The 26,169-nt window shown below is 65.7% G+C and carries 21 protein-coding genes; 11 read left to right on the top strand and 10 right to left on the bottom strand.

Annotation, left to right across the window (positions count from 1 at the left end; genetic code table 11):
• Nucleotides 1-6 precede the first annotated feature (6 nt).
• On the top strand, nucleotides 7-1,368 hold the full coding sequence (pbfA, locus tag AC2FAN_RS06205; RefSeq protein ID WP_485173111.1) for a (R)-1-hydroxy-2-aminoethylphosphonate ammonia-lyase: 1,362 nt from the start codon (nucleotides 7-9) through the stop codon (nucleotides 1,366-1,368).
• An 11-nt stretch (nucleotides 1,369-1,379) separates the two neighbouring features.
• Nucleotides 1,380-2,390, top strand: a complete 1,011-nt coding sequence (locus tag AC2FAN_RS06200; RefSeq protein ID WP_485173110.1) for a 2-hydroxyacid dehydrogenase — start codon at nucleotides 1,380-1,382, stop codon at nucleotides 2,388-2,390.
• On the opposite strand, the gene AC2FAN_RS06195 is transcribed toward AC2FAN_RS06200, so the two are convergent.
• From AC2FAN_RS06195 to AC2FAN_RS06150, 10 genes are all read right to left on the bottom strand, one after another.
• Nucleotides 2,340-3,284 carry a bifunctional 5,10-methylenetetrahydrofolate dehydrogenase/5,10-methenyltetrahydrofolate cyclohydrolase gene (locus tag AC2FAN_RS06195; RefSeq protein ID WP_485173109.1) on the bottom strand — a complete coding sequence of 315 codons (945 nt, stop codon included), beginning with the start codon at nucleotides 3,282-3,284 and terminating at the stop codon, nucleotides 2,340-2,342. The genes AC2FAN_RS06200 and AC2FAN_RS06195 overlap by 51 nt on opposite strands.
• 68 nt (nucleotides 3,285-3,352) lie before the next feature.
• Nucleotides 3,353-4,225 carry a formyltetrahydrofolate deformylase gene (purU, locus tag AC2FAN_RS06190; RefSeq protein ID WP_485173711.1) on the bottom strand — a complete coding sequence of 291 codons (873 nt, stop codon included), beginning with the start codon at nucleotides 4,223-4,225 and terminating at the stop codon, nucleotides 3,353-3,355.
• 26 nt (nucleotides 4,226-4,251) lie between these two features.
• Entirely contained in the window at nucleotides 4,252-6,687 is a 2,436-nt protein-coding gene (locus AC2FAN_RS06185) for a GcvT family protein (protein WP_485173108.1), read from the bottom strand.
• Between the two features lie 73 nt (nucleotides 6,688-6,760).
• Nucleotides 6,761-7,531: a DeoR/GlpR family DNA-binding transcription regulator gene (locus tag AC2FAN_RS06180; protein WP_485173107.1), complete on the bottom strand. Its 771-nt coding sequence runs from the start codon at nucleotides 7,529-7,531 to the stop codon at nucleotides 6,761-6,763.
• A 337-nt stretch (nucleotides 7,532-7,868) separates the two neighbouring features.
• Nucleotides 7,869-8,837 (bottom strand): M14 family metallopeptidase, encoded by a 969-nt coding sequence (locus AC2FAN_RS06175; RefSeq protein WP_485173106.1) that lies wholly within the window; start codon nucleotides 8,835-8,837, stop codon nucleotides 7,869-7,871.
• 76 nt (nucleotides 8,838-8,913) lie between these two features.
• Entirely contained in the window at nucleotides 8,914-10,119 is a 1,206-nt protein-coding gene (locus AC2FAN_RS06170) for an NAD(P)/FAD-dependent oxidoreductase (RefSeq protein ID WP_485173105.1), read from the bottom strand.
• A gap of 19 nt (nucleotides 10,120-10,138) precedes the next feature.
• Nucleotides 10,139-11,236 carry an ABC transporter ATP-binding protein gene (locus AC2FAN_RS06165; protein ID WP_485173104.1) on the bottom strand — a complete coding sequence of 366 codons (1,098 nt, stop codon included), beginning with the start codon at nucleotides 11,234-11,236 and terminating at the stop codon, nucleotides 10,139-10,141.
• Nucleotides 11,233-13,203, bottom strand: coding sequence for a dipeptide/oligopeptide/nickel ABC transporter permease/ATP-binding protein (locus AC2FAN_RS06160; RefSeq protein WP_485173103.1), 1,971 nt, complete (start codon nucleotides 13,201-13,203; stop codon nucleotides 11,233-11,235). Before AC2FAN_RS06160 ends, AC2FAN_RS06165 begins: the two co-directional genes overlap by 4 nt.
• Nucleotides 13,200-14,126, bottom strand: a complete 927-nt coding sequence (locus tag AC2FAN_RS06155; protein ID WP_265051743.1) for an ABC transporter permease — start codon at nucleotides 14,124-14,126, stop codon at nucleotides 13,200-13,202. Before AC2FAN_RS06155 ends, AC2FAN_RS06160 begins: the two co-directional genes overlap by 4 nt.
• 22 nt (nucleotides 14,127-14,148) lie before the next feature.
• On the bottom strand, nucleotides 14,149-15,681 hold the full coding sequence (locus tag AC2FAN_RS06150; RefSeq protein ID WP_476806305.1) for an ABC transporter substrate-binding protein: 1,533 nt from the start codon (nucleotides 15,679-15,681) through the stop codon (nucleotides 14,149-14,151).
• Between the two features lie 227 nt (nucleotides 15,682-15,908).
• Here AC2FAN_RS06150 and AC2FAN_RS06145 point away from each other — a divergent pair, with 227 nt between their 5' ends.
• From AC2FAN_RS06145 to AC2FAN_RS06105, 9 genes are all read left to right on the top strand, one after another.
• Nucleotides 15,909-16,805, top strand: a complete 897-nt coding sequence (locus AC2FAN_RS06145; protein WP_476806306.1) for a LysR family transcriptional regulator — start codon at nucleotides 15,909-15,911, stop codon at nucleotides 16,803-16,805.
• A 96-nt stretch (nucleotides 16,806-16,901) separates the two neighbouring features.
• Complete coding sequence (locus AC2FAN_RS06140; protein WP_485173102.1) at nucleotides 16,902-17,807, top strand: LysR substrate-binding domain-containing protein; 906 nt, start codon at nucleotides 16,902-16,904, stop codon at nucleotides 17,805-17,807.
• A 255-nt stretch (nucleotides 17,808-18,062) separates the two neighbouring features.
• On the top strand, nucleotides 18,063-18,980 hold the full coding sequence (locus AC2FAN_RS06135) for an ABC transporter permease (protein WP_476806308.1): 918 nt from the start codon (nucleotides 18,063-18,065) through the stop codon (nucleotides 18,978-18,980).
• Nucleotides 18,981-18,985: 5 nt separating this feature from the next.
• Nucleotides 18,986-19,930, top strand: a complete 945-nt coding sequence (locus tag AC2FAN_RS06130) for an ABC transporter permease (protein WP_485173101.1) — start codon at nucleotides 18,986-18,988, stop codon at nucleotides 19,928-19,930.
• Entirely contained in the window at nucleotides 19,930-21,012 is a 1,083-nt protein-coding gene (locus AC2FAN_RS06125) for an ABC transporter ATP-binding protein (protein ID WP_485173100.1), read from the top strand. The genes AC2FAN_RS06130 and AC2FAN_RS06125 overlap by 1 nt, the downstream gene beginning before the upstream one ends.
• Nucleotides 21,005-22,039: an ABC transporter ATP-binding protein gene (locus AC2FAN_RS06120; RefSeq protein ID WP_485173099.1), complete on the top strand. Its 1,035-nt coding sequence runs from the start codon at nucleotides 21,005-21,007 to the stop codon at nucleotides 22,037-22,039. The genes AC2FAN_RS06125 and AC2FAN_RS06120 overlap by 8 nt, the downstream gene beginning before the upstream one ends.
• Nucleotides 22,040-22,064: 25 nt before the next feature.
• On the top strand, nucleotides 22,065-23,177 hold the full coding sequence (locus AC2FAN_RS06115) for an NAD(P)/FAD-dependent oxidoreductase (RefSeq protein ID WP_485173098.1): 1,113 nt from the start codon (nucleotides 22,065-22,067) through the stop codon (nucleotides 23,175-23,177).
• 47 nt (nucleotides 23,178-23,224) lie between these two features.
• Nucleotides 23,225-24,967 carry an ABC transporter substrate-binding protein gene (locus AC2FAN_RS06110; RefSeq protein ID WP_485173097.1) on the top strand — a complete coding sequence of 581 codons (1,743 nt, stop codon included), beginning with the start codon at nucleotides 23,225-23,227 and terminating at the stop codon, nucleotides 24,965-24,967.
• Nucleotides 24,968-25,049: 82 nt separating this feature from the next.
• Nucleotides 25,050-26,138 (top strand): NAD/NADP octopine/nopaline dehydrogenase family protein, encoded by a 1,089-nt coding sequence (locus AC2FAN_RS06105; RefSeq protein WP_476806313.1) that lies wholly within the window; start codon nucleotides 25,050-25,052, stop codon nucleotides 26,136-26,138.
• Nucleotides 26,139-26,169: the final 31 nt, after the last annotated feature.

Raw genomic sequence — 26,169 nt, 5'->3', positions numbered from 1 at the left:
CACGTCATGCAGGCCGGAACCGCCACGATCATCCATACCGAAGGCGAGTCGAATACCTCTGTTGCGCGCAGCGGCTGGACGGCGGCCATCACCGATACCGGAACGCGGGACCTGCTGGCGCGGGACGCGAACGCCTTCCTGCATCAGAGCCTGTCGAGCCCCTGCCTGACCGCCATCGCGAAGGCGGAGGGCATCTGGATCGAGGATACCAATGGCCGCCGCTACATGGATTTTCACGGCAACAGCGTCCACCATATCGGCTACGGGCATCCGCGCCTGAAAGAGGCGATCAAGGCGCAGCTCGATGCGCTGAGCTTCGCGCCGCGGCGCTTCACCTGCGAGCCGGCAGTCGAGCTCGCCGAGACGCTCGGGCGGCTGGCGCCGGGCAGTCTCGGCAAGGTGCTCTTCACCACCGGCGGCTCGGACGCGATCGAGGTGGCGCTGCGGCTCGCCCGCGCCGCGACCGGCCGGTTCAAGACGCTGTCCTTCTGGGATGCGTTCCACGGCGCCGGCTTCGGAGCTTCCAGCGTCGGTGGCGAGGCGACCTTCCGCTCCGGCATCGCCGGCCCCCTCCTGCCGGGCGCCGAGCATGTCGCGCCCTGGGGCAGCCGCAACTGCGCCTATGGTCATCACAGCCTGGAGGAATCGGCCCGCGCCTGCGCCCGGATGATCTCCTATGTGCTGGCAAAGGAGGGCGATATCGCCGCGGTCGTCGCCGAGCCGATGCGCGCCACGCCGTCGCCGCCGGCACCCGGCTTCTGGAAAAGCGTGCGCGAGGCCTGCGACCGGCACGGCACGCTGCTGATCTTCGACGAAATCCCCACCGGGCTCGGCAAGACCGGGCGCTTCTTCGCCCATGAACATGACGAGGCCGAGCCCGACATGGTCGTCCTCGGCAAGGCGCTTGGCGGCGGCATCCTGCCGATCGCCGCCGTCATCGCCCGGCGCGAGCTCGATGTCGCCGGCGGCTACGCCATCGGCCACTACACCCATGAGAAGAACCCGGTCACCACCCGCGCGGCCCTGACGACGATCAACATCATCCGCGAGGAGGGGCTGACGGAACGGGCCGCGGAACTCGGCGCATATGCAATGGCGCGGCTGCGGGCTTTCGGTGAAGGCTGCCCGGCCGTCGGCGATGTCCGCGGGCGCGGGCTGCTGTTCGGCGTGGAGTTGGTCTCGGACCGCGACGACTTCACGCCGGATAACGGCCTGGCCGAGCGCGCCTATTATCGCTGCCTCGAAGCCGGCCTGAGCTTCAAGATCAGCCAGGGCAACGTGCTGACCCTGTCCCCGCCGATGGTGATCTCCCGCGCCGAGCTCGAACGGGCGCTCGGCATCGTCGAGCAGGCTATCCTGGCGGGCTGAGGAGCATGGCGATGAAGGCGGTCCGCACCGACCGGGAACTCGAATGCCCTGAGATCGACGAGGGCCTGCGCGCCCGCGGCGTCGAGCTCGTGACGCTGCCCGACGGCATATCCGAGGAGGCGTTGATCGCGGCGGTTGCCGACGCCGACCTGCTGCTGATGTGCTACACGCCGGTCACGGCCAGGGTGATCGCCGCGGCGAAGCGGCTGAAGGGAATCGTCAAATACGGCGTCGGCATCGACGCGATCGACATCCCTGCCGCGATCGCGCGGGGCATCCCCGTCGTCAACGTGCCTGAATATGCCGAGGAGACGGTGGCCGAGGGCGCCTTCGCCCTGATGATCGCGCTGGCGAAGCGGATGCCGGCGATCAGCCGCGCCGTGCAGGAGGATGGCTGGGTCTGGCCGTCCGGGCGTTGGCTCGGCTGCGATCTCGCCGGCAAGACGCTTGGCATCGTAGGCGCAGGCAAGATCGGCAGCCGCATGGCCCGCATGGCGGGGCTGGGCTTCCGCGCCCGGGTACTCGGCTACGACCCGCACGTCGATGCGGCGGCCATGGCCATGCGGGGCATGGCGAAGGTCGACGATCTCCACACGATGCTGAGGCAATGCGATGTCGTTTCGCTGCATTGTGTCCTCACCGACGCGACGCGCCACCTTCTCGGCCGCGAAGAACTCGCCTGCCTCAAGCCCGGAGCTATTCTCGTCAATGTCTCGCGCGGCGGGCTGATCGACGAAGTCGCGCTGGTCGAGGCCGTTCTCGCCGGCCGTCTCGGCGGGGTCGGGCTCGACGTCTACGGCCAGGAGCCGCTCGCCCGGCAGGGGCATCCGCTCAGCCCGCTGTTCGGGCGCGACGACGTGATCCTGTTCCCGCACCTGACCTTCTTCACCGCCGAGGCGATGCAGCGATTGACGGACGATACGCTCGCGCGCTGCTTCGAGATTCTCGATGGGCGCCCGGTGCGTGTCCGCTCACGCGATCCGCGCCTGCTGGCTCAGGCGGGCAATATCGTCTTTGCCTGAACCGTCGGCTGGCCGTCCGGGCATCGGGCGCGCAGCCGCGCTTGCTGCGATCCGCTCTGCCGCCGAGACCGTGTTGACCAGCAGCATGGTCACCGTCATCGGGCCGACACCGCCGGGAACGGGCGTGATGTAGGACGCCTTGGCTCTGACGGCCTCGAAGTCGACATCGCCCTGCAGCTTGCCCTCCGGGTCGCGGTTGATGCCGACATCGATCACGACGGCTCCGGTGCGGACCATCTGCGCCCCGATCAGCCCGGCGACGCCGGCCGCCACGACCAATATGTCTGCCAGGATAGTGTACTGGGCGAGATCGCGCGTCTTGGCGTGGCACACCGAGACGGTGGCGTCGCGCGCCATCATCATCAGCGCCATCGGCTTGCCGACGATGTTGCTGGCTCCGACGATCGTGACGTTGCGGCCCTCGACCGGAATCGCAGCGTGATCGAGCATGCGCATCACGCCATAAGGCGTGCAGGGCGAGAAGACCGTCTTGCCCACGACCAGGCCGCCGACATTGTAGAGATGGAAGCCGTCCACATCCTTGTCGACCGAGATCGCCCGCAGCACGGCATGGATGTCGTGATGGGCCGGCAGCGGGAGCTGGACGAGGATGCCGTGAACATCGGCGGCGGCGTTCAGGCGCTCAATCTCGGCTATGAGCTCCTGTGCCGAAATTCCCGCATCGAATGCGACGAGCGTGGATTGGATGCCGATTTCGGCGCAGGCACGGATCTTGTTCGCCACATAGACACGCGAGGCGGCATTGTCGCCGACGAGGATCACCACCAGATGCGGGACGATGCCGGCTCTGGCGGCGAGCGCGGAGACCCGCAAGGAGGTTTCGGCACGGATGTCGCGCGCGATCTCGCGGCCGTCGAGGATCCTGGCGCTCAAGTGAACCTCCGGTGGTGGATGGCACTGCGCTGCGGTCGGCGGCGAATTTTCGCCGACACGCGCGGCTCCTAGCGGAAGATGACCGTGCGTCGGCCGGCCAGCATCACCCGCCGTTCGATATGCAGGCGTAGCGCACGCGCCAGAACCACGGCCTCGATGTCGCGCCCGACGCTGACGAGATCGTCCGGAGCGAGCGAATGATCGGCACGGGCGACGTCCTGGTCGATGATCGGGCCTTCGTCGAGATCGGGGGTGACGTAATGCGCCGTCGCCCCGATCAGCTTCACGCCGCGCTCATAAGCCTGATGGTAGGGCTTGGCGCCCTTGAAGCTCGGCAGGAACGAATGGTGGATGTTGATCGCCCGCCCGTCGAGCGCGCGGCAGAGGTCGTTGGAGAGCACCTGCATGTAGCGGGCGAGCACGACCAGCGACGCTTCGCTCTGCGCGACGATCTCCAGCAGCTTTTCCTCCTGCTCCGCCTTGGTCGCCGCCGTGACGGGCAGATGGTGGAACGGGATGCCGTAGTTCTGCGCCAATGGCTCGAAATCGCGGTGGTTCGAGACGATCGCCGGGATCGTGATGTTGAGATTCCCCGTCGCCTGGCGGAACAGCAGGTCGTTCAGGCAATGGCCGAAGCGCGAGACCATCAGGACGACCCGCTGCGGGCGCGTTGCGTCGATGGCGTCCCAGTTCATGCGGAACGTCCCGGCGACGCCGTCGAATTCGCGTCGGAAGGCGGCCTCGTCGAAGCGCTCGCCCGCAGCGAAGGCGACGCGCATGAAGAAGCGGCCGTCGCGCGGATCGCTGAACTGCGCGCTCTCCAGGATGTTGCAGCCGTGCCGGTAGAGCACCCCGCTGACGGCGTGCACGATGCCGGGCCGGTCCTCGCAGGACAGGGTTAGGATACGGGCTGGCTTCTGCACGACGATGTCCCGGGGCATGGCGGGCGAGAGCGGCGTGAGATCGGTCATGCCCGCGCTCCGCATGCCGGCTTGCGATCGAGCGGCGCGGCGAGACTGGCGGTGACGGGGATTGCCGTGCCCGCGAGATCGATCGTCCATTTGCGCGCGTCGAGCCAAGCCTGGTCGATCGGCCCATCGCTCTCGGCCCAGCCGAGCGCGACGATACCGTCGACGGTTCCGCCGAACGCCGCCGAGGTGATCTCGCCGACCGGCTTGCCATCGGCCAGGATCGCCTCGCCGCCCCAGGCCATCTGGCCGTCCGGGCGGGGGCCGACGAGTGCGATCAGCCGCTTGGTGCGCGGCGCGGCGCGGGCGGCGACGAGCGCATCGCGGCCGAGGAAATCGCCCTTGTCCAGCTTCACCGCGAAGCCGAGACCGGCCTCGTAGGGATTGACGTCCGGCGTCAGCTCGCGGCCCCAGGCACGGAAGCCCTTCTCGATGCGCAGCGAGTCGACCGCATAGTACCCGGCATCGATGAGGCCGAGATCGGCGCCGGCCTCGTGCAGCGCGTCGTAGATGGCGGGCGCGAATTCGATGGGAACATAAAGTTCGAAGCCATCCCCCAGATAGGAGCGGCGGCAGGCCCAGCTTGTGGCATAGCCGATCGTGATCTGCCGGATCGCGTTGGCCGGGAAATCGGCGAGATCGAAGGAGGCCGGCGAGACGCGACCGAGGATCTCCACCACCTTGGGGCCGGCGAGCGACAGCACGGCATAGGCCGAGGTCACATCCGTCAGCGTCACGCCCTCCGGGAGCTGGCGCCTGATCCAGTGCGCGTCGCGCGTCGCCTGGGCCGTGCCGGTCAGGAGGAGATAGGTGTCGGGCCCGATGCGGGCGGCGGTGAGATCGCTCTCGAAGGTGCCGCGCGCATTGAGCAGGGCGGTGTAGACCGAGGTGCCTACCGGCACGGCGACATCGTTGGCGGCGAGGCGCTGCAGCGCAGCTTCGGCCTGTGGCCCCTGTAGCAGGAACTTGGCAAAGCTCGACATGTCGACGAGCCCGGCCGCCTCGCGGCAGGCGCGATGCTCGGCCGCGACCGTCTCGAACCAGTTCTGCTGCCCGAAGGAATAGCGGATCGTGCGCTCGTCCTCGTCGCGAGCAAAATAGTTCGCGCGTTCCCAGCCCATCTTGGATCCGAAGACGGCGCGCTTGGCCGCGAGGCGCTCATAGAGCGGCGAGCGCCGGAAGGGCCGGGCGGTATCGAGCTCGCGGTTCGGCCAGGGCATGGCGTAGTGGAGGCCGAGCGTCTCCTTGATCCGGTCCTTCAGCCAGGCCGGGTTGTTGTTGAAATCGGCGAAGCGGCGGATGTCGACGGGCCAGAGATCGCTTGTCGCCTCTCCCTCGACGATCCATTCGGCGAGCGCCTTTCCGGCGCCGCCGGCCGAGGCGATGCCCATCGAGTTGAAGCCGGCGCCGACATAGATGCCCGCAACTTCCGGCGCCTCGCCGAGAAGGAAGTTGTTGTCGGGCGTGAAGCTCTCGGGGCCGTTGAGGAACGTCTTGATCTCCGCCGTCTCAAGCGCAGGCACGCGCTGCAGCGCGTTCTCCATCAGGATGGCGAACTGGTCCCAGTCATCAGGCAGGAGCTGGAACTCGAACGGATAGGGAATGCCGTCCATGCCCCAGGGCTTCGCATCCGGCTCGAAGCCGCCCATGACGAGGCCGCCGACCTCCTCCTTGTAGTAGGTGTAGCCGTCGGGATCGCGCATCACCGGCAGGTCGGGCGTGACGCCCTCGATCTTGCCGGTGACGATGTACATGTGCTCGGCCGAATGCAGCGGCACCGACACGCCGCACATCTGCCCGACCGCACGCGACCATTGCCCGGCGCAGATGGCGAGGACCTCGCATTCGACCCGGCCCTGGTCGGTGAGAACCGCCTTGACCCGCCCCTTCTCGGTCTCGACGCCGAGGACGCGCACGCCCTCCCGCACGATCGCGCCGCCTTTGCGCGCGCCGCGCGCCAGCGCCTGGGTGATGTCGGCCGGGTTCGCCTTGCCGTCGCCGGGCAGCCAGACGCCGCCGACGAGATCGTCGGTGCGCATCACCGGCCATTTGTCGCCGGCCTCCTTCGGGCTGAGCTCCTCGATGTCGACGCCTTGCGCACGCGCTGCCGAGATTGTCCGGCGCAATTGCGTCATGCGCTCGGGCGTGCGGGCGACGGATACCGAGCCGCAGCGCTTCCAGCCGGTGGCGAGTTCGGTCTCCTGCTCCAGCGAGGCGTAGAGCTCGGTCGAGTAGCGGATCAGCCGCGTCATGCTCGACTGGCTGCGCAACTGCCCGACAAGACCGGCCGCATGCCAGGTGGTGCCCGAGGACAGGCGCCCCTGCTCGAGCAGCAGCACGTCGCGCCAGCCGAGCTTGGTCAGGTGATAGGCGACCGAACAGCCGATGATGCCGCCGCCGATGATGACGACGCGAGATTGGGTGGGAATGGACATGAGGGCCTCCACGATAGAGGCACGCTAATGCATCGAGTCACATAAAACAACAAAAACCACAAAAACGGGCAAATTATCCAGCGAGCACGCGGACCCCGTTTTCGGCGAGCTTCGCGGCGATGGAATCGGGCGGAAGCCGGTCGACCAGCAACCCCGCGCAAGCCTCCTCGCCGGCGATCCGGCTGGGCAGGACAAGCCCGAACTTGCTGCTGTCGGCCATCAGGAAGCCCTGTTCGGCGGCGTTCAGCAGGGCGCTTCGGGTAGCGGCTCCGGCGCGGGTGTAATCGGTGAGCCGCCCTTCCGCATCGACGCCGCCGACGCTGACGAAAGAGAGATCGGCCGAGAGGCAGGCGATCGCCCGCAGGGCCTCGGCGCCCGAGGTTGCATCCTCGTTGCGGTCGAACTCGCCGCCGATCAGGAAGACCCGGGCGTCCGGCAAGCGGCTGATAAGGCGCGCATTCTCGAGCGACGTCGTGTGGACGATCAGCCGCTTGTGGTCCGAGCGCGCCAGCGCGCGCGCCACCGCTTCGGTCGTGGTGCCGGAATCGAGCAGGATCGTCATGCCGTCGCCCAGCATCGAGACCGCCACACTGGCGATCCGCTCCTTGCCCTCGCGGTTCACCGACCGGCGGCTGGCGAAGGATGCTTCCGAACGCTCGTTTCGAATGGCCCCGCCATGGACGACCGACAGCAGACCGTCCGCCGACAAGACCTTGAGGTCGCGCCGGATGGTCTCTCGCGAGACGTCGAGGGCCCGGGCCAGCTCCTCGACGGTGACGGATTCCAGCCTGTCGAGATTGTCGAGGATGGCGCGATGCCGTCGCGCTGCGATGTCGCGTGTCATGGAAACGAGACCAGGGATCTTAGCCGACGGGGGGAGCCCCGACTGCCTTATGTCGTTGGCGGGCCCTTGGCAATCGAACGACCATGGCGGGTGCAACACTGGTCTGGCGTGCGAAACTTACTTCGGCTTTCAAAAGCCGCTCGCATCCGGAAGATCGGATATTCGGAAACAAGATGCCGATGTTGGAGGCCCATGCGTCGCCCGTCCATCGAACGCACCGCCGGTTGCGCTGCGTTCGAGGATCGGTTGCGTGATGAAATGCGCCCGGCCACCTGTCCTTAGGCAGGACGCCGGACGACCCAATAGTGCATCGCAGTCATTGTGAAGCGATAGGGGCTCAGCCTTGAAGGAGAATTCCGATATTCCCTACCAGCTGGCCCTTGGCAGCGAACGCGTGTTCGGTCTGACGCAAGATATAACCTGACGCCGGAGCTGCGATCTCCACTGCAGCTGCCGATTGCCCCGCGGTCCGGTGCAATCGAGCGACGCATTGGCCCTTCTCGACCCGGTCCCCGAGCGCCACGCAATGCTCCACAAGGGCGGCAAACGGCGCCAGATACTGCCCTTCAGCGCCCGCAGTGAAATGCACCCCGGTAAACGCGGTCGGCTCCAGCTGCGGCTTGATCGCGCCGAAATCGGCCAGAGCGCGCAAGAGGCCTTCCTCCATGATCGCCAATTCCGCGGACTTCATCCGCCCGCCGCCGCCTTCGACCTCGATCGAGGCAAGGTCGGCGAGCTTGGCAGCACCGCAAGCCGTCTCGTCGATGCCGTCGACATGCTGGACGAAACGATAGCCCCATGCCTCCATCAGCCGATTGAGCCGGGCATCGTCGACCACGCTCTTCTCTGTCGCGAATCCGAACACCATCGGCACGACCGAGACGTCGCCACCTCCGGCATGGACATCGATCAGCAGGTCGACGGCCGGGAAGAGGCGCTTCGTCACGAACGCGCAGAGCCGTTCCGTCGGCGTGCCGTCCTCCTTGCCGGGGAAGCAGCGGTTCATGTTCTGGCCGTCGAAGGGAGAGAGGCGCTTGCCCTTCTGCGCCGCCGGGAAGTTGAGCGAGGGAATGATGATGACGCGCCCGGTGACGTCGGCGGGCTCCAGACGCTCGGCCAGCCGGCGCAGCACGATCTGGGCCTCGTACTCATCGCCATGGATGCCGCCGAGAAGCAGGACCGAAGGCCCTTCGCCATTGTTGATGCAGCAGAGGATTTCACCCTCGATCCCATCCAACGAACCCGCGACCGGGCCTAGATCGTAAACGGATTTGCCGGGGCGGGCGGCGTCGAAGTCGGTGAGCATGAAGTCCAATTCCTGTCCTGCGGGAGATGCGGACAGCGCCGCATCTCCCGGTCTGACGTTGACGATCTGGGAAAGTTCAGGCCGCGGCGCGGCCGAGTGCGGCGGCCTTGAGCAGTTCGGCCGGCTTGTGGAAACGCAACGGCGAGAACGGCTCAAGCGCTTCCGGCTTCTCGCCCGTCTTGATCCAATCGGCGAACAGCTTGGTGAAGCCGAGCGAGATCGCGAAACCATGGCCCGACCAGCCATAGCCATAGATCACATTCGACACCGCCTCCGCCTGCCCGATCAGCGGAATCTGATCGACGGCGACGGTCTCCACACGCGAAGCATCGACACTCAGGAAACTGGAATTGTCGATGAAGGGCAGCGTGTGAAGCGCGTCGGTGACGTTCTGCGTCATCGAGCTCAGCGAGCCCTTCCACAGCCCTTCCGGCGTATAGCCGACATGGGCTCCGCCCGAGAGCATGATCACGCCGTCGGGAAGCTGCTTCACGGCGAGCCGGCGATGCGCGTGGGAGAGCAGATGGTTGACCGTCTTGTTCAGCGGGTTCGAAACGAAATGCATCTGCGGCATGAGGTTCCAGACCGGGCCAAGTTCATGCGGCTTCAGAACCGGCTTCAGCAGGGCCTCGGCACCGGCATTGGCAACCACGACCAGCCGCGAGCCGACCGGAACCATTTCCCCACTCGCGAGCTTCACGGCCGTTGCGATGCCGCGCGTCTGCACGATCTCGGCGACCTCTGCACCCGTGCGGATGACGGCACCAGCCTTGGCGGCCTCCTTGGCGAACTGGCGCGTGGCAACGGTGTGGTCGCCGACGCCGTCATGGGGGCACCAGATCGCGCCCAGGATGCCGGGCGCGAGCTCTGGCTCGCGCGCCAGCGTCTCGTCGCGCGAAAGAACTTCGGATGGCGAGCCCAGGCTCGACTGGGCAGCCGCCGTCGCCTCCATGCGCCCGCGCACCTCGTGCTCGCGATGGCCGTAGGACACGTCATAGATCTTGAGACCGCCGACGCGCCGATAGCCGACCCCGCCCTCGAACTTCGCCTGATAATCCGCCCAGAGCTGCTGGGCGATGGCGCAGACCGGCAACTCGCGCAGATCGCGACCATTGGCGCGCACGCCGCGCTCGCCAGGGCCGCCCGAGGCGCCACCGGCGATCTCGCCGGCCTCGAGCAGGGTGACGCTGCGGCCGGATTTCGCGAGCTGGTAGGCCAGGCTCGTCCCGTAGATGCCGCCGCCGACGATGACGACCTCGGAGGCGCTATGATGATCGGACATCGATCCTATCCTTCGTCTTTCAGCTATCTTGGATATGAGGGCGTTGATCCGCGAAATGGCAGCTCGCGGCACTGCGGCCCCCGGGCGCAGAGTGGAGGGCAGGGGTGTCTTCTACGCAGATGCGTGGCAGGAGTCCGTCCGGAGTAGCCACGCTCGGCAGCCCCTCGGCGGCACGCTGCCTGGCGAGCGGGCAGCGCGTGTGGAAACTGCAGCCGCTCGGGATGGCGAGTGGACTCGGGATCGAGCCTTCCAGCATGGCGAGCGATTGGCCCCGACCCGACGGCGTTGCGGGCGCGGCGATTGCCATGAGGCTGCGCGTGTAGGGATGACTCGGCGCGCCGCAGACCTCCTCGACATCGCCCTGTTCGACGAAGCGGCCGAGATACATGACCCCGACCGCATCGGCCATGTGGGCAACCAGGGCGAGGTCGTGAGTGATGACGATGTAGGTCAGGGCGAGCCGCGCCTGGAGCTCTGCGAGCAGGTTGATGATCTGCGCCTGGACCGAGACGTCGAGCGCGCTCACCGGTTCGTCCAGGACGAGGATGTCAGGCTCGCAGATGATGGCGCGGGCGATGGCGACGCGCTGACGCTGACCGCCGGACAATTCATGCGGATAGCGGGCGAGATGCGCCGCATTCAGCCCCACCATCGCGATGACGGCGTTGATGCGTTCGGACCGGGCGACACGTTCGCGGTGCAGGCCATGCACGGTCAACGCCTCCGCAAGCGTGTCGGACACGGTCATCCGGGGATCGAGCGACGCGCGCGGGTCCTGCAGCACCAGTTGAACCTTGCGCCGAAGCGCGCGCAGGCCCGGCTTGTCGAGGCTCGAGAGACGCGTGCCATCGACGACGACCTCACCGGCGGTCGGCCTCAGCAATCCGACGATCAGCCGGGCGAGCGAACTCTTGCCGGAACCCGATTCCCCCACGATGGCGAAACAGCTTCCCCTTCGGACGCTGAAAGACACGCCGTCGACAGCGCGCACCACCGGCGCCGCGACACGGCTCAGAATCGCCTTCCGGCCACCAAAATGCCGGCTGACGCCGTCGACAACGACGACGTCGTCGATCCCGGCGGCCGGGCGGCGCGGCGGACGGACAGCTGCGTTCATTGCAGGCCCTCCTCGGCGAAAGCGCAAGCGACGGCCCGGCCCGCCAATGGACGCGGCTCCGGCTCCTGGGCCGCGCATGCGGGCCGTCCCTGCGTGCGCGGGCAGCGCGGACGGAAGGTGCAGCCGTCGGGAAAGCGACCGACCAGCGGCGGCTCGCCGGGAATGCTGCGCAGGGGTTGGCCACGGTTCTCGCCGCTGCCCGGAGCAGAGGTGCGCAGCGCCACTGTGTAAGGGTGCAGCGGCCGCTCCAGCACGGTTGCGACTTCGCCGCTCTCGACGATGCGGCCGGCATACATCACGGCCACGTCGTCGGCGAAGCGAGCGACGAGGCCAAGATCATGCGTCACCAGCAGCACGGCCATCCCGCGTTGCGCCTGGATCTCGCGCAGCAGGACGAGGATCTGCTGCTGGATCGTGACGTCCAGCGCACTGGTGGGCTCGTCGGCGAGCAGAACCTGCGGGTCCTGGGCAAGCGCGATCGCGATAACGATGCGTTGCTTCATGCCGCCCGAGAACTGATGCGGGTACATGTCGAGACGCCGCTCGGGATCGGCGATCTTGACGTCCTTCAACAGCGCGATGCAGCGCTGCCTGACGGCTTGCTCATCGAGACGCGTCCCCGTGCGCACCGCTTCGGCGAGTTGGTCCCCGATGGTCAGCACCGGGTTCAGCGCGCTCGCCGCGTCCTGGAAGACGACACCGATCTTGAGTCGTCGCAATTCGCGCAACGCCTTGGCGGAAAGTCCGAGCGTCGGCTCGCCACCGAGGCTGATGCTGCCTTGGGTGATCGCGATCTCCTGCGGATTGGCGAGGGTGCCGATCGCACGCAGCAAAGTCGATTTGCCGGAGCCGGATTCGCCGACTAGCGCGAGCGTCCGGCCGGATTGGATCGCCAGGTCGACGCCGCGAACGACGTCGAGCAACCCGTCGCCGGTCCGGAACGCCATGCGCAGGGCCTTGACGGAAACAGCGCTCTCATCCGCTGTAGGTTTATCGCCGATGACGCTGGGCACCGCAGCAGGCCGGCGGCGCAGGAACGCGAACAGGGGCGCCCGGCGGCCGCTGCGCCGGCTGGTCGGATCGTAGATCACGCGCAGCGCCTCGCCGAGCAAATTGAAGGCGAGCGCCGAGACGGCCAGGAACAGCCCCGGAAAAGTCGCCAGATAGGGGTGGCTGCGAATGTAGGAACGGCTTTCGCCGAGCATCGTGCCCCATTCCGGGAAGGGCGGCTGCGTGCCGAGCCCGAGGAATCCGAGGCCCGAGGCCGAGAGCAAAGTCGACGCGAAGAGCAGTGTCGAGAGCGTCAACAGCGTGCCGGCGATGTTCGGCAGCACATGGCGCAGAATGATGCGCATCGGACTCGCACCAAGGGCCGCGGAGCCCTCGATATAGGGCTCGGCCAGGATGCTGAGCGTCACGGCGCGGGCCGTACGTGCGAAGACGGGGATCGAGACCACGCCAACCGCGATGATCACGTTCTGCGTGTTGGCGCCGAGTATCGCCACGACCGCCAGCGCGAAGACGATGTCGGGAAAGCTCAGCATGATGTCGATGACGCGCATCAGCAGCGCCTCGATCCAGCCCCGCCGCCAGGCCGCGAGGATGCCGAGCGGCACGCCGATGAGGAACGCGACGGTAACGCCGCCGACGCCGATACCGAGCGTCGCGCGCGCTCCGATCAGCACACGGCTGAAGACGTCCCGCCCGAGCTGGTCCGTGCCGAACCAATGCGCTGCAGAAGGCGGGCGAAGCGTCTGTGCGAAGTTCTGCCGGAAAGCATCCTGCGGAGCCAGCATGGGCCCGAAGATCGCGAGCAGCAGGTAAAGCACGACCAATGTCAGGCCGATCGCGCCCTTGGGCTGGGCGAGGATGCGCCGCAACAACGTCCAATGCGGGCGTGGCGCGAGCGCCGCAGGGGCCGGGGGACGGTGGAGGGCGGCAGGCGCCATGTCCTGGACCACGCTCATGCCGGCCTCTCTTGCTCACGCGTGCGCGGGTCGAGCCATTGCGTCAGCAGGTCGGTGACGAGGTTGATGAGGACGAAGAAGACCGCGAACATCAGGATCGCGTACTGGATGACCGGATAGTCCGCGCGCGACACCGCATCGACGAGCAGCCGCCCGACGCCGGGGATGCCGAAGACGGTTTCGGTCACGACCGAGCCGCCGAGCATGCCGCCGAACTGCACGCCGGCGACGCTGACCGCCGCGATCAGCGAATTGCGCAGCGCGTGGGCGAGCACGACACGGGTCTCGCTCAGCCCCTTGGCGCGGGCCGTATCGAGATAGTCCTTGCCCATCGCCTCGGTCAGGCTCGCCGCGACAAGGCGACTGAACATGGCAGCGGGGCGTGTGGCGATCACGAGGATCGGCAGGACGAAATGCGCGGGCGTCGAGGCGCCGGCTGCCGGCAGCCAGCCGAGATTGACCGCGAACAGCCAGATGCAGAGCAGCCCGAGCCAGTAGATCGGCATCGAGATGCCGGCGAGCGTCAGCACGGTGATCGCCGCATCCGCCGCCCCGCCCGGGCGCATGGCGCTGACGATGCCGGCGAGCGTGCCGACGAGGACACCGATCGCGAGGCCGCCGATCGAGACGATCAGCGTGTTGGGCAAACGCTCCGCCAGCTCGACGACGACCGGCCGATGGGTGCGGAAGGAGGTCGCGGCAGCCGGATCCCAGATGCCCCGGATGAAATGCCCGTAGCGCGTGAGCAGCGGTTCGTTGAGACCGAGGAACTTGCGAATGCTCTCGATCTCTTCGTTCGACGCGGTCGGCCCGGCAAGGATCTGCGCCGGGTCGCCCGGAATGAGGTCGACGAAGAAAAAGACGAGCAGCGAGACCGCAAACAGCGTCGGCAGCGCTCCGCCCAGGCGTCTGAGAACGAACATCGTTCCGCCTCCGCTTCCGGCGCTACTTGAGGGTGACCTTGTCGAAGACCAGCGTTTCGTTGGGCTGGACGGCGAAGCCCTGCACGCGGTTCGCCACGCCGATCGCCTGGGTTTGGTACCAGAGGAAGAGGAAGGGCTGATCCTTCCACACGATCTCCTGGATCTCCCCGTAAATCTCCTTCTGTTTGGCCGGGTCGGTCGCAGCGCGGCCTTCCTTCAGAAGCCCGTCCACGCGCGGATTGGAATAGCCCGTGCGGTTGGCGCCGACGCCGGTGAAGAAGAGCCGATAGAGCGTGTAGTCCATCCCCGCCGTGGCGCGCCCGACCATGCCCATGTTGTCCGTGCGCTGCGCGGGCTCCATGCCGACGACCTTGGTCCAGGTGCCGCGATCAACGACAAGCGGCGTCGCCTTGATGCCGACATTCTCTAAGGACCCCGCCAGCGCCTGGCAGACCTGGACGTCCTTGATGTAGCGCCCGGTCGGACAGGTGAAGCTGAGCGCGAGCTGGCCCGGCTTGTAGCCGGCCTCCGCCAGCAGCTTCTTTGCGCCTTCGGGATCGAACTGGAGCAAGGGGAAGGTCTTGCGCAATTCATCCTGCGTGCCCGGGCCGACCATGCCGACCGATGGCGTGCCCAGCCCGCCCAGAACGCCCTTGGCGATGCCGTCGCGATCAATCGCGAGGTTCAGAGCCTTCCGGACCTTCGCATCGGCGAGCGGACCGCGCAGGACCATCTCCATGTTGACGGAGAACATGCTCGGCGGCGTCACGACCTTCGCGCTCTTCAGAGCGTTGATCGCGTCGATCGACTCCGGCGGCACACGCTCGACGATGTCGGCCGCGCCGGTTTCCATCAAAGCCATGCGCGAGCCGTCTTCGGGCACGACGCTGAAGTCGATCGCTTTGAGCGTCGCGGGATAGTCGCCCGCATATTTCGGGTTCGGCACGAGCCTGAAACCTTCGCCGCCGACGAAGCGCTCCACCATGTACGGACCGGAGCCGACCGGCTTGCGGCCGTACTCGGCCCCCATCTCCTTGAGCGCCTTGACGTTGACGATGCTCGCTGCCGTGTTGGCGAGCAGCATCAGGATATGGCCGTTGGGTTCGGCGAGATGAAACTCGACGGTGTCTTCCCCGACGGCCTTGATCGTGCCGAGCGAAGCGTAAAGGCCGCGATAGATCGAGCCCGTCTTCTCGTCCAGCATGCGGTTGAAGCTGGCCGCGACGGCCTCGGCATTCAGCGGATCGCCGTTGCTGAAGGTCCTGCCGGGTTTGATCTTGACGGTGAACACCTTGCCGTCGGGCGAGAAGGACGAGTCCGTGGCCAGGCTCTTCTGGACGTTGTTCTGCGGGTCGAGGCGATAGAGCCCTTCGAGCACGGCCAGATCGACCGCGTTGCCCACGGGAAGATCGTTGAAGGCGGGATCGAAGGTCGCGGGATCGGCACCCACCGCCACGCGCAAGACGCCCGCGGGTTGGGCGAAGGCTTGCACGGCGGCCAGAGACAGACCGGCAACGAGTGCCGCCACGGTGGAGGAATGACGAAGGCTGCGCATGTTCTGCTGTTCCCCAAGCTGGCAATTTCGGCGGTCGCGCGAGTGTGGGCGAACGGCTAGGCGTCCACCGCTTTCACGATGCGAAGTCAGTCTTTGGTTTCTTGGTCGCTTTCCTGCTCATCCTGTCGAGATGCGGATGGCGGCGACGAAAGCCAGCAGATCACAGCTTTTGATCTATCTCAAATTCATAAATTTACGATCTATATGAATTGAGGTTATGCTATCCCATGCACTACCGTCAGGTCGAAGTCTTCAAGGCAATCATGGATTCCGGCTCGATCACCGAGGCGGCCAACATCCTCCACATCTCCCAGCCGGCGGTCAGCAAGGCTCTCAAGCTGCTGGAGGCCGAACTCGGCCTGCGCCTCTTCGCCCGCACCACCAAGGGCATCGCGGCTACGGAGGAGGCTCGCCTGCTCTATACCGAGGTCGAGCGAACCTATTTCGGCATGCAGAACCTGTCGCGCTTCGCCGCCAGCCTTGGAGATCGCAAGCAGGGCCGTATCGTCGTCAGCACGATCCCTGCGCTCGGCATCGGCTGGCTTCCGGCGATGGTCGCCCGTTTCTCGGCAGCGCATCCGGACGTGGCGATCACGCTGCATTCGAGCAATTCGGTCGATGCCGCGCGCCTGGTCGGAAGCGGCGAGATCGATCTCGGCATCGCCCAGCTCCGAAGCGAGGAATACAACCTCTCCCGGCGCAAGCTCTTCGATCTCGAAGGCATCATCGCGCTGCCCGAGGGACATCCGCTCGCGCGCAAGCCTGATATCGAGGCCCACGACCTCGATGGCGAGACGATCGTCGCCCTCGGTCCGGACGACGAATTCCGCCGCAAACTGACCCAGGCCCTCGAAACGGCGGGCCAGCACCCGCGGACCATCATCGATGCGAGTCTCGGCCTTACGGTCTGTGCACTTGTCGCCGCCGGATGCGGAGTCGGCATCGTCGACAGCGAGGCCGCCCGAGAACGCGACAATCGCGGCCTTGTATTTCGCAGCTTCCGGCCTGCTATACGCGTCCCGATCTTCCTTTTCCGCCAGCGCGGCCGGCCCACCAGCAGGCTCGTCGAGGCCTTCAGCGCCGGACTCAAGCCTCCGCCGCCTTTCTCCAATGCTCCGGTCTAGGTCATCGCATTGCGGGACGGTCGCGAATATTCACTGCGCCGAACCGCCTAATCCTGATCACAAATACGCGGCGGACGCATTCCTGCGAGGGGACGGATGGCGATAAATCTCAGGCACGTCGAACTCTTCCGCCACATCATGCGCTTCGGCACGCTGACCCAGGCAGCCGAGATGATGTCCGTTTCGCAGCCCGCCGCCAGCAAGATGCTGTACCAACTCGAACGCGGCACCGGCATCATCCTTTTCCAGCGCACGAAAGGACGGCTCAAGCCGACGCGGGATGGCGAATTGTATTTCGCCGAGGTTCAGCGGACCTGGGAAAGCGTCGAGCGTCTCGAGCGGATGACGAAGGACATCCGCGAGCTCCAATTCGGCCGTCTCAATCTCGGCGTCATGCCGATGCTGGCCGGGACGATCGTGCCGCCCTTGCTGACGCGCTTCTGCCGGAAGCACGAAAAGACGGCGGTCAAGCTGCATTCGCGCAGCTCCGATCGCATTATCGAATGGGCCATCGCCGGGCAGATCGATCTCGGTATCACCGAGCATTCCACCCCGCATCCGAACGTGATCTGCCGCATGATCGCGCGCATTCCCAATGCCTGTGTCTTCCCCGACGGCCACCATCTGGCGACCCGGCAGAGAATCCGGCCGGAGGACCTCGACGGCGAGAGTTTCGTATCGATCGGATCGGCCGACCGCCGCGCAGCCATCGAGAAGGTGTTCGAGCAAGCAGGCATCCTGCCGCGCATGTTCATCGATGCGCCGATGGCCAACGTCGCTTGCGCGATGGTGGCTAGCGGAGCCGGGATTGCCCTCGTCGACGAGGTCAATGCGCAGCAATTCATCGGCCGAGGCCTCGTCGTGAGGCCTTTCGCTCCGGAGATATTTTCGCCCGTCTGGCATGTGCGCCCCAACAGCCTGATCAGTTCCTCGCTGGCGGAGGCGCTGATGCGGGACATCGAGGACGAATTCGAGCGGCTCGGCTATCGCGTCGATCCATGAGGCGCACGGCCGCCAGGTCGGTCGAGATCATAACCTCAGGGAATGAACTGGCAAAATCATATTCTTTGACGCCCTGATTTTGCGTCCATACGCTGACCTTCATTGACATAGATCAAACAAACCGACCCGGTTCTGGGCGTGCCGAACAGCATGTCTGGAACACAGGAGATCTATGTCCAAAATAAACTGAGGGTGTTGTTCCGGATGCGAATCGCCGTCTTTCTAGCGAGAAGGCTGATCTTTGCGATCTTGCTGATGCTCGGAGTCAGCGCGGCGATCTTCTTCCTGGTCAATGCAATCGGTAATCCGATCGAGCTGATGATGGCCGAGACGCCGGGCATGACTGGCGAGGTGATCGAGCGGATGAAGGCCTATTACGGGCTCGACCATCCCCCGCTCACCCGCTACCTGCTCTGGCTCGGGCGACTGGCGCACCTCGATTTCGGCACCAGCATCGTCTACAACCAGCCCGTCGGATCGCTGATCCTGACCTGGGGCTGGGAAACGCTCAAGATCCAGCTGCCCGCGATCCTGATCGCTCTCGCTGTCGCAATTCTCTTCGGAATCACGGCCGCGCGCCGCCAGCATTCGCGCTCGGATTTCGCGGTGATGGGCACCGCGCTGCTCGGCCAATCACTGCCGGCCTTTTTCCTCGGCATCCTGCTGATCTTCGTCTTCTCGTACACGCTCGACTGGCTGCCTAGCTACGGCGCCTATTCGACGCGAAACCCGTTGTGGGGCAGCCCGGTGTTCGATGCGCTCTGGCACATGGTGCTGCCAGTTGCGATGCTGACATTCTTCAACACCGCGACGCTGACGCTGCTGATGCGTTCCAACATGGTGGACGTGTTGAAAAGCGACTTCATCGCGGCAATGCGCGCCAGCGGCATTCCCGAACGACGCGTCATCTTCGTTCATGCGCTGCGTGCGGCCTTCATCCCGATGCTGACCTATCTCGGTCTGCTGATCGGCCTGATGCTCGGCACGGCGCCGGTAACCGAATCCGTCTTCACCTGGCCCGGGCTCGGCTACCTCTACATCTCGGCGATCCACCAGCTCGACTACCCCGTGATCATGGGCGCGAGCGCGGTCATCGCCTTCATGCTGATCTGCACGACGCTGCTGACGGACGTCATCTACGTCCTCATCGATCCCCGCATCAGCCTGGAGTGAGCTGCGTGACCGACCAGACGATCACGAGTCAGCCGCCTGTCGCGAAGCGCGTCGCCAAGCCGGCCAAGGGCATCTGGCGACAGGGTTGGCAGCGCTTCAGCAGAAGTCGCACCGGCATGCTGGGGCTGGTTCTCGTGATGCTTGTCATCGCAACCGCCGTCGTCGGCCCGTTCCTCGCACCCTTCGATCCGCAGGACCAGAGCCCGATGATCGATCCCGGCGCCAAGGCACCGCCCAGCTGGACGCATCTGCTCGGGACCGATCGCATGGGCTACGATGTGCTGAGCCGCCTGATCTACGGCGCCCCGACAGCTCTCGCGGTCGGCCTCGGCGCCATGTCGATCGCCTCATTGATCGGCGTGCTGGTTGGTGGATTCGCCGGCTATCGTGGGGGCACGACGGATGAAGTGCTGATGCGCTTCACCGACTTCTTCCTGGTCATCCCGGTCTTCGTGGTCATTCTTGCGGTGGTGCGGCTGCTCGGGGTCGCGGTCGTCAACACGCCGCTCGAGAGCGTGCCCTATCTCAACCTGAGCGTGATCATCCTGTTGATCGGCGTCTTTTCCTGGGCGCCGATCGCACGAATGACCCGCGCGGAATTCCTGCGGCTCAAGAACCAGGAGTTCGTCGAGGCGGCGCGATGCATCGGCGCGACCTCCGGTGACATCCTGTTCCGCCACATCCTGCCCAATGCCTTGCCTTCGCTTGTCGTCATCATTGCGCTTGGCATCGGCGGCGCCGTGCTGTCGGAGGCGATGATCGGCTTCCTCGGCTTCGGGGATCCGGCCGCCGTGAGCTGGGGCCAGCTTCTCTACTTCAACTACGAGGCTTTGAAGGTCGCGCCCTGGGCCTCGCTCAGCCCCGGTGCGGCGATCTTCCTCACCGTTCTCGGATTCAATCTCCTGGCTGACGGCCTGACCGACGCCTTCAACCCGCGGGCGAAAAGCTGATGACGAGCCTCGCTGCCGAAAGACAGGCTGAAGCTGCTTCGCCGGGACGGTCCGAAGCTGCAAAAACACCGGCACCGGTGCTGGTCTCCGTCGAGAACCTGCGTATCCAGTTCCCGCCCTGGAGCGCGCCGGTACGGATCGTCGACGACGTCAGCTACCAGGTTCGTGCCGGCGAAACGATGGGCATCGTCGGCGAGTCCGGCAGCGGCAAGACGCTCTCCAGCCTGGCGATTCTCAACCTGCTTCCGCCTCCGGGGCGGATCGCGGGCGGGCGCATCGTCTTCGAAGGCGAGGATCTGGCGGCCAAGTCGCAGCGAGAGATGCAGAAGCTGCGTGGCCGGCGCCTGGCCATGATCTTCCAGAACCCCGGCTATTCGCTCAACCCGCTGTTGACGGTCGGCGCCCAACTCGCGGAGATCTTGAAGGTCCACGAAAAGCTGCCGCGTGCTGTTGCACTCCAACGGGTGGAGGAGCTGTTCCGCCTCGTCGGAATCACCGATCCGGGCCCACGCCTGTCGCAATATCCGCACGAGATGAGCGGAGGCATGAAGCAGCGGGTCTGCATCGCACGTGCGCTGCTGTGCAATCCGGCTCTGGTGTTGGCCGACGAGCCGACGACCGCCCTCGACGTCACCATCCAGGCGCAGATCCTCGATCTGCTCGAGGAGCTGAAGCAGCGCCTGGGCATGTCGATGATCTTCGTCACGCACGACATGGGCGTGGTCGCGCGCATCGCCGATCGCATCACCGTGATGTATGCGGGGCAGGTCTGCGAGACCGGCGACAAGCACGCCGTTTTCGCCCGCCCGTCCCACCCCTATACGCAGGCCTTGCTCGCCTCGACGCCGCGGATCGACAAGCGCTACGCCATCGACGCCGCGGGGCGCCGCGAAAGGCTACCGACAGTCGGCCTTGCTGCGACTCCGGGGCAAACGCTCAGCGGCGGCTGCCGTTTCGCCGGTCGCTGCCCGGAAGCGATGCCGGAATGCTCCCGTCTCGTGCCACAGGCCGCGGCGATCGAGTCCGGCCGCGTCGTCCACTGCCTGAAGCGCGGCAGCACGGGGGTGCCCGGCCATGGTTGAGACCTTGATCGAACCGATGGCCGAAGCGCGTCAGCGGGTCGCGCAAAAGCCGCTTCTCAGCGTCGACGGGCTGGTGAAAAGCTACCCGCTGCATCGGCGAGGGCTCTTCCGCCAGAAGGTCACGGGCGAGATTCGTGCTGTCAACGACATCAGCTTCGACCTCGGCATCGGCGAGACGCTGAGCATCGTCGGTGAGAGCGGTTGCGGCAAGACGACGGCCGCACGCTCCATCCTGCACCTCGTCGCGCCGACATCCGGGTCGATCCGTCTCGGCGACACCGATGTATGCGAGACGTTCGGCCGGGATCGCCGGCCTGATGTCCTCGCGCTACGCCGGCAGATGCAATATGTTTTCCAGGATCCCTATCTCTCGCTCAATCCGCGCTGGAGCGTCCGGCAGATTCTCTCCGAGCCGCTGCGGGTCCATAGCCTTCTGCCGCAGTCGCAATGGGAGAGCGCGGTCGACGCCCTGCTGGAGCGCGTCGGCCTTCCGGCTGAGCATGCCGACCGCTATCCGCACGAATTTTCCGGCGGCCAGCGCCAGCGCATCGGCATCGCCCGCGCACTGGCGGTCGAGCCGCGTCTATTGATCTGCGACGAACCGGTTTCCTCGCTCGATGTCTCGGTGCGTGCCCAGATCCTCAACCTTCTGGCCGAACTGCAGGAGGAGCTGAAGCTCTCCTATCTCTACATCTCTCACGATCTGAGCTCGGTACGCTTCCTGAGCAACCGCATTGCCGTGATGTATCTCGGCAATCTGGTCGAGGTCGGAGACGTCGACGAGATCTTCGCGCGTCCGCGCCATCACTATACCGCTGCCCTCATCTCGGCGATCCCGGTGCCGGATCCGGCACGGCAGAAGCCGCGCGACGCGATCAGCGGCGAGATCCCCAGTGTCGTGAAACGCCCGCCCGGCTGCGTCTTCCATACCCGCTGCCCGGCTGCCTTGCCGGTCTGCTCCCAGCAGGTTCCGCCGCTGTCCGCGCCGGACGGCACCCACGCCTTTGCTTGCCACAATCCGCGCTGAACGCGGACCACCACAGGACCATGCCATGATGAACGTCATCGTCGTCGGAGCCGGAATCGTCGGCAGCTCGGTTGCCTATCGCATCGCGCAAGGCGGCGCGAAGGTCACGGTGCTGGAGGCTGACCGCATCGGCGGCGGTACCTCCGGCGTCAGCTTCGCCTGGACGAATTCCAACAATAAGACGCCGCGTCCCTATCACGACCTCAACGTCGCCGGCATGCGCGCCCATGCCGCGCTGAAGGAGGAATTCGGTGCGACGCCGTGGTTCCATCAGAGCGGCAGCCTCGAATGGCGCGTCGATCCGGCAGACGTCGCGGCGCAAGCCGAAAAGGTCGCGCGGTTGCGCGAATGGGGCTACGACGTCCAGATTATCGACAAGAAGCGGCTCGGCGAGCTGGAGCCCGAGATTGCGCTGGACGCTGTCCCTGATGCCGCGCAGATCGTCTTCTGCCCGGAGGAGGGCTGGGTCGACCCGGTTCTCTATGCCGGCACGATGCTGCGAGCCGCACGCCAGCGCTACGGTGCCGCCATCAGGACAGGGGTCAGGATTACCGGCCTGGAGACGCGCAACGGTCGCGTGATCGGCGCGCGCGACGATAGCGGCGCGCTCCATGAAGCGGATCTGGTCATCAACTGCACCGGGCGCTGGTCGAACGAGACGGTCAACCAGACCGTGCCGAACATTCCGCTGGCGCCGACCGTCGGCTTCCTGGTCTTCACCCCACCGGTCGGCGTCGAGCTGCGCCGGCCGTTCCATGCCCCCGATGTCGATGTTCGTCCGGACGGCGCCGGCCGCCTGATGGTGCGCAAGGACTCGCTCGACGACCGCTTCGCGGCGCTCGAAAGCCGCACGCCGGACTGCGAGGAGGCCCGGATCGCCATGGAAAGCGCCGCTGAAATCCTGCCGGGCCTGAAAGGCGTCAAGGCAGAGGCGGTGCGGACGACGGTGCGGCCCATTCCGGCGGACGGGCTCTCGACCGTCGGGCCGGCACGCGGTGTCGATGGCTATTACGTGGTCGTGACCCATAGCGGCGTCACGCTTTCGCCCTTCCTCGCCCAGGCCGTGGCGGACGAGGTGCTGCATGGGCGCCAGAGAGCCGAACTCGAACAGTTCCGCCCGGCGCGCTTCCAGGCCTGAAGACACCGGGGCTCCGGTTTCCAATCACACAAAAGAAGGGGAAAGCGATGACTGAGAAATCGACGCGACGTGATGTTCTCAAATGGACCGGGGCCGGAGCGGCGGCGCTCGCGGCCGGCGGGCTTCCGGAGCCTGCCTTGGCCAAGCCGCCCTTCTTCAAGCTCTATCTGATGATCTTCAACAACCTGCAGTCGCGCATGATCTGGACCGACCTGATCGGCAAGCAGTTTGCGCGGCTCGGCATCGACGTCAACGCCAGCTACCAGCCTCCCTCCGTCGTGATCGCCAGGCGCGCAAACGACAGCGGCAAGACCCATGTCGAAGGCGGCTTCGACATGTATTCCGAGCGAATCTACTATAGCGGTCTGTCCCCGAGCCCGGAAACGCTGTTTCACAGCAAGAACATTCCGCCCAACGGACAGAATTATTACCGCGTCGCGGACAAGCAGATCGACGAGACGATTGAGAGATATTCTCGCGCCGTGACGGCGGAAGACCGCAAGGCGGCGATGAATGCGTTCGTGAAGCGCTGGTACGAGATCGAGCCGCTTCATATGGTCTTCTATCCGGAGGAGGTGATCATCACCAACCCCAAGCTGAAGGGCCTGGAATCGACGACCTACAACCCGGTCTTCTATCCGCGCCCCGAGGACTGGACGATCGAGGGCGCCACCGGCGACGTCACCGCCACTTTCGCCTCCTGGCAGCCGCCGAGCCAGCTCATCCCGATGTATGGCAGCGGCTACAACGAGGCCAACATCTTCGGCCCCGCCTACAACGCGCTGATGGAATACGACAGCTGGGCCAACAAGAAGCTGGTTCCGGCACTGGCGGAATCGGTCAAGGGCTCGGAAGACGGCAAGACCTGGGTGCTGAGCCTGCGCAAGGGCGTGAAGTGGCATTCCGGCGAGGAGTTCACGGCCGAAGACGTGAAGTTCACCTGGGATACCATCATCGATAAGGCCTATGCGAGCCTGTTCCAGGCGCCGCTCAGCACGGTGATGGGCTCGTCGGACGCATACAAGATCACCGGCACCCACGAGATCACGGTCACGCTGCCGCAGCCGAACGCGATGTTCCTCGACTTCCTGATGCCGGTCATCGCGATCATGCCGAAGCATGCCTACAAGGGCCTGAAGCCGGAGGAGCTGCGTGGCCATGTAATCAGCACCTGGCTGGGCACCTTCCCGGTTAAGACCTCAGACGGCAAGGTCTTCGAAGCCAAAGGCGCCGTCGGCACCGGGCCGTGGATCCCGCAGGGTTTCGATCCTTCCCGCAAGGCCTACAAATACAGCAGGAACGAGAACTACTGGAAAAAGACCGAAGGCAACGTCAAGACCTTCTATGTCGTCAACATCCAGGGCGCGGATGCCCTGCTCAGCGCCATCAAATCCGGCGCCATCGATGCTCACGACCCGATGTATGACGTCGGCGGCCTGCTCGACACGGTCGATGCGTCCTGGGGCAAGGTCAATCGCTTCGACTCGTTCAAGTGGATGCAGACCTGCCTCAACATGGACCATCCGGTCTTCGGAACCGGTGTGGAGACGCCGCTCGGCAAGCAGGATCCCAGCCGCGCTGCCGAGGCCGCCGTGTATGTCCGCAAGGCGATGAGCCACATGATCCCGCGCGAGCAGATCATCAAAAACGTGGTCTCGGGGTTCGGCAAACCGGGCACGGTGCCAATGCCCTTCACCTCCGAATACTACGATCATGATGCGCTGAAGCCGATCTCCTACGATTTCAACCTGGCCAAGCAATATATGGAAAAGGCCGGCTACAAGTATTGACGCCAGCGGCGTCCAGCAGGCAGGCCGGACATTGATGCCCGGCCTGCTCCGAAACCACCAACAACTCCCAAGGATCAGGACGATGCGTGTCGCAGTGCTCGGTGCGGGCTCGATTGCCTATGGCAATGCCGCTCTTCTCTCTTCTCTCGGCCACGAGCCGGTTCTGTGGTCGCCGTCCGGCAAGAGCGGCCAGAGCATCGCCAAGGGCGAAGCGCTGACCGCGACGGGCAGCCTGTCCGGCAGCTTCAAGGTTGCCATGGCCGCGAGCGCCGCCGAAGCTGTAGCCGGTGCCGGCGCCGTGCTTTTCGCCCTGCCGGCGAACGGCCACCGCAAGGCCATGGACGCCGCGGCTGCCCATCTCGTCTCCGGGCAGGTCGTCATCATCAGCTCCCATACGTCGTTCAGTGGCCTCTACATCGCGCGCAGGATCGCCGAGCGCGGCCTGGATGTGCCCGTCGTCGTCTGGGGAACGACCGTGACCGCCGGCCGCAGAACCGGCGATGCCAGCGTCAACGTTTCGACGATCCGCTCCAAGGTCGACATCGCCACAATCCCCGTCTCGGCTTCCGAGCGCGGCATGAAAACCTGCCAGGAGCTGTTCGGAGATCGTTTCGTCCAACGCGACGACGCGCTTGCGATCTCGCTGTCGAATCTCAATCCTCAGAACCATCTCGGCATCGCGTTGTGCAACTTCACGCGCATGGAGCATGGCGAGACCTGGGGCCAGAACGAAAACAACACCGATTCCGTCGGCCGCCTCCTCGAAGCCCTCGACGCCGAGCGCCTCGCGATTGCGGAGGCCGCAGGCTACAAGGTGCGCACCATTCGCGAGCACTATAACCTCTCCTTCCATGTCGAGCCCGGTCCCGTGGGCGAGATGGCCCGTCAGCTCGCCGCGCGCGGCAATGGCGGCAACGGACCCAGCAACATCGATACGCGCTATGTCCTGGAAGATGCACCCTTCGGCCTGCACCCGACAGTCCTTCTCGGCAAGATGGCTGGCCGCCCCGCGACGCTGCATCAAGCCGGCGTCGACATCTTCTCGGCGCTCTACGGCAGGGATTTCGCGGCGGAGAACGATCTGCTCGGCGATATCGGCCTGGAAGACATGTCGCTGGGCGATCTGAAATCGCTTGTCCGCGATGGCTGGACCAGCAGGCGCGCGGCCTGAGGGCCGACCGCGGCATTCTTGAACGGATAGG

This window comes from Allobosea sp. RIT-PG3_2 (assembly GCF_057321085.1).
This window is presented reverse-complemented; position numbering and strand designations above follow the sequence as displayed.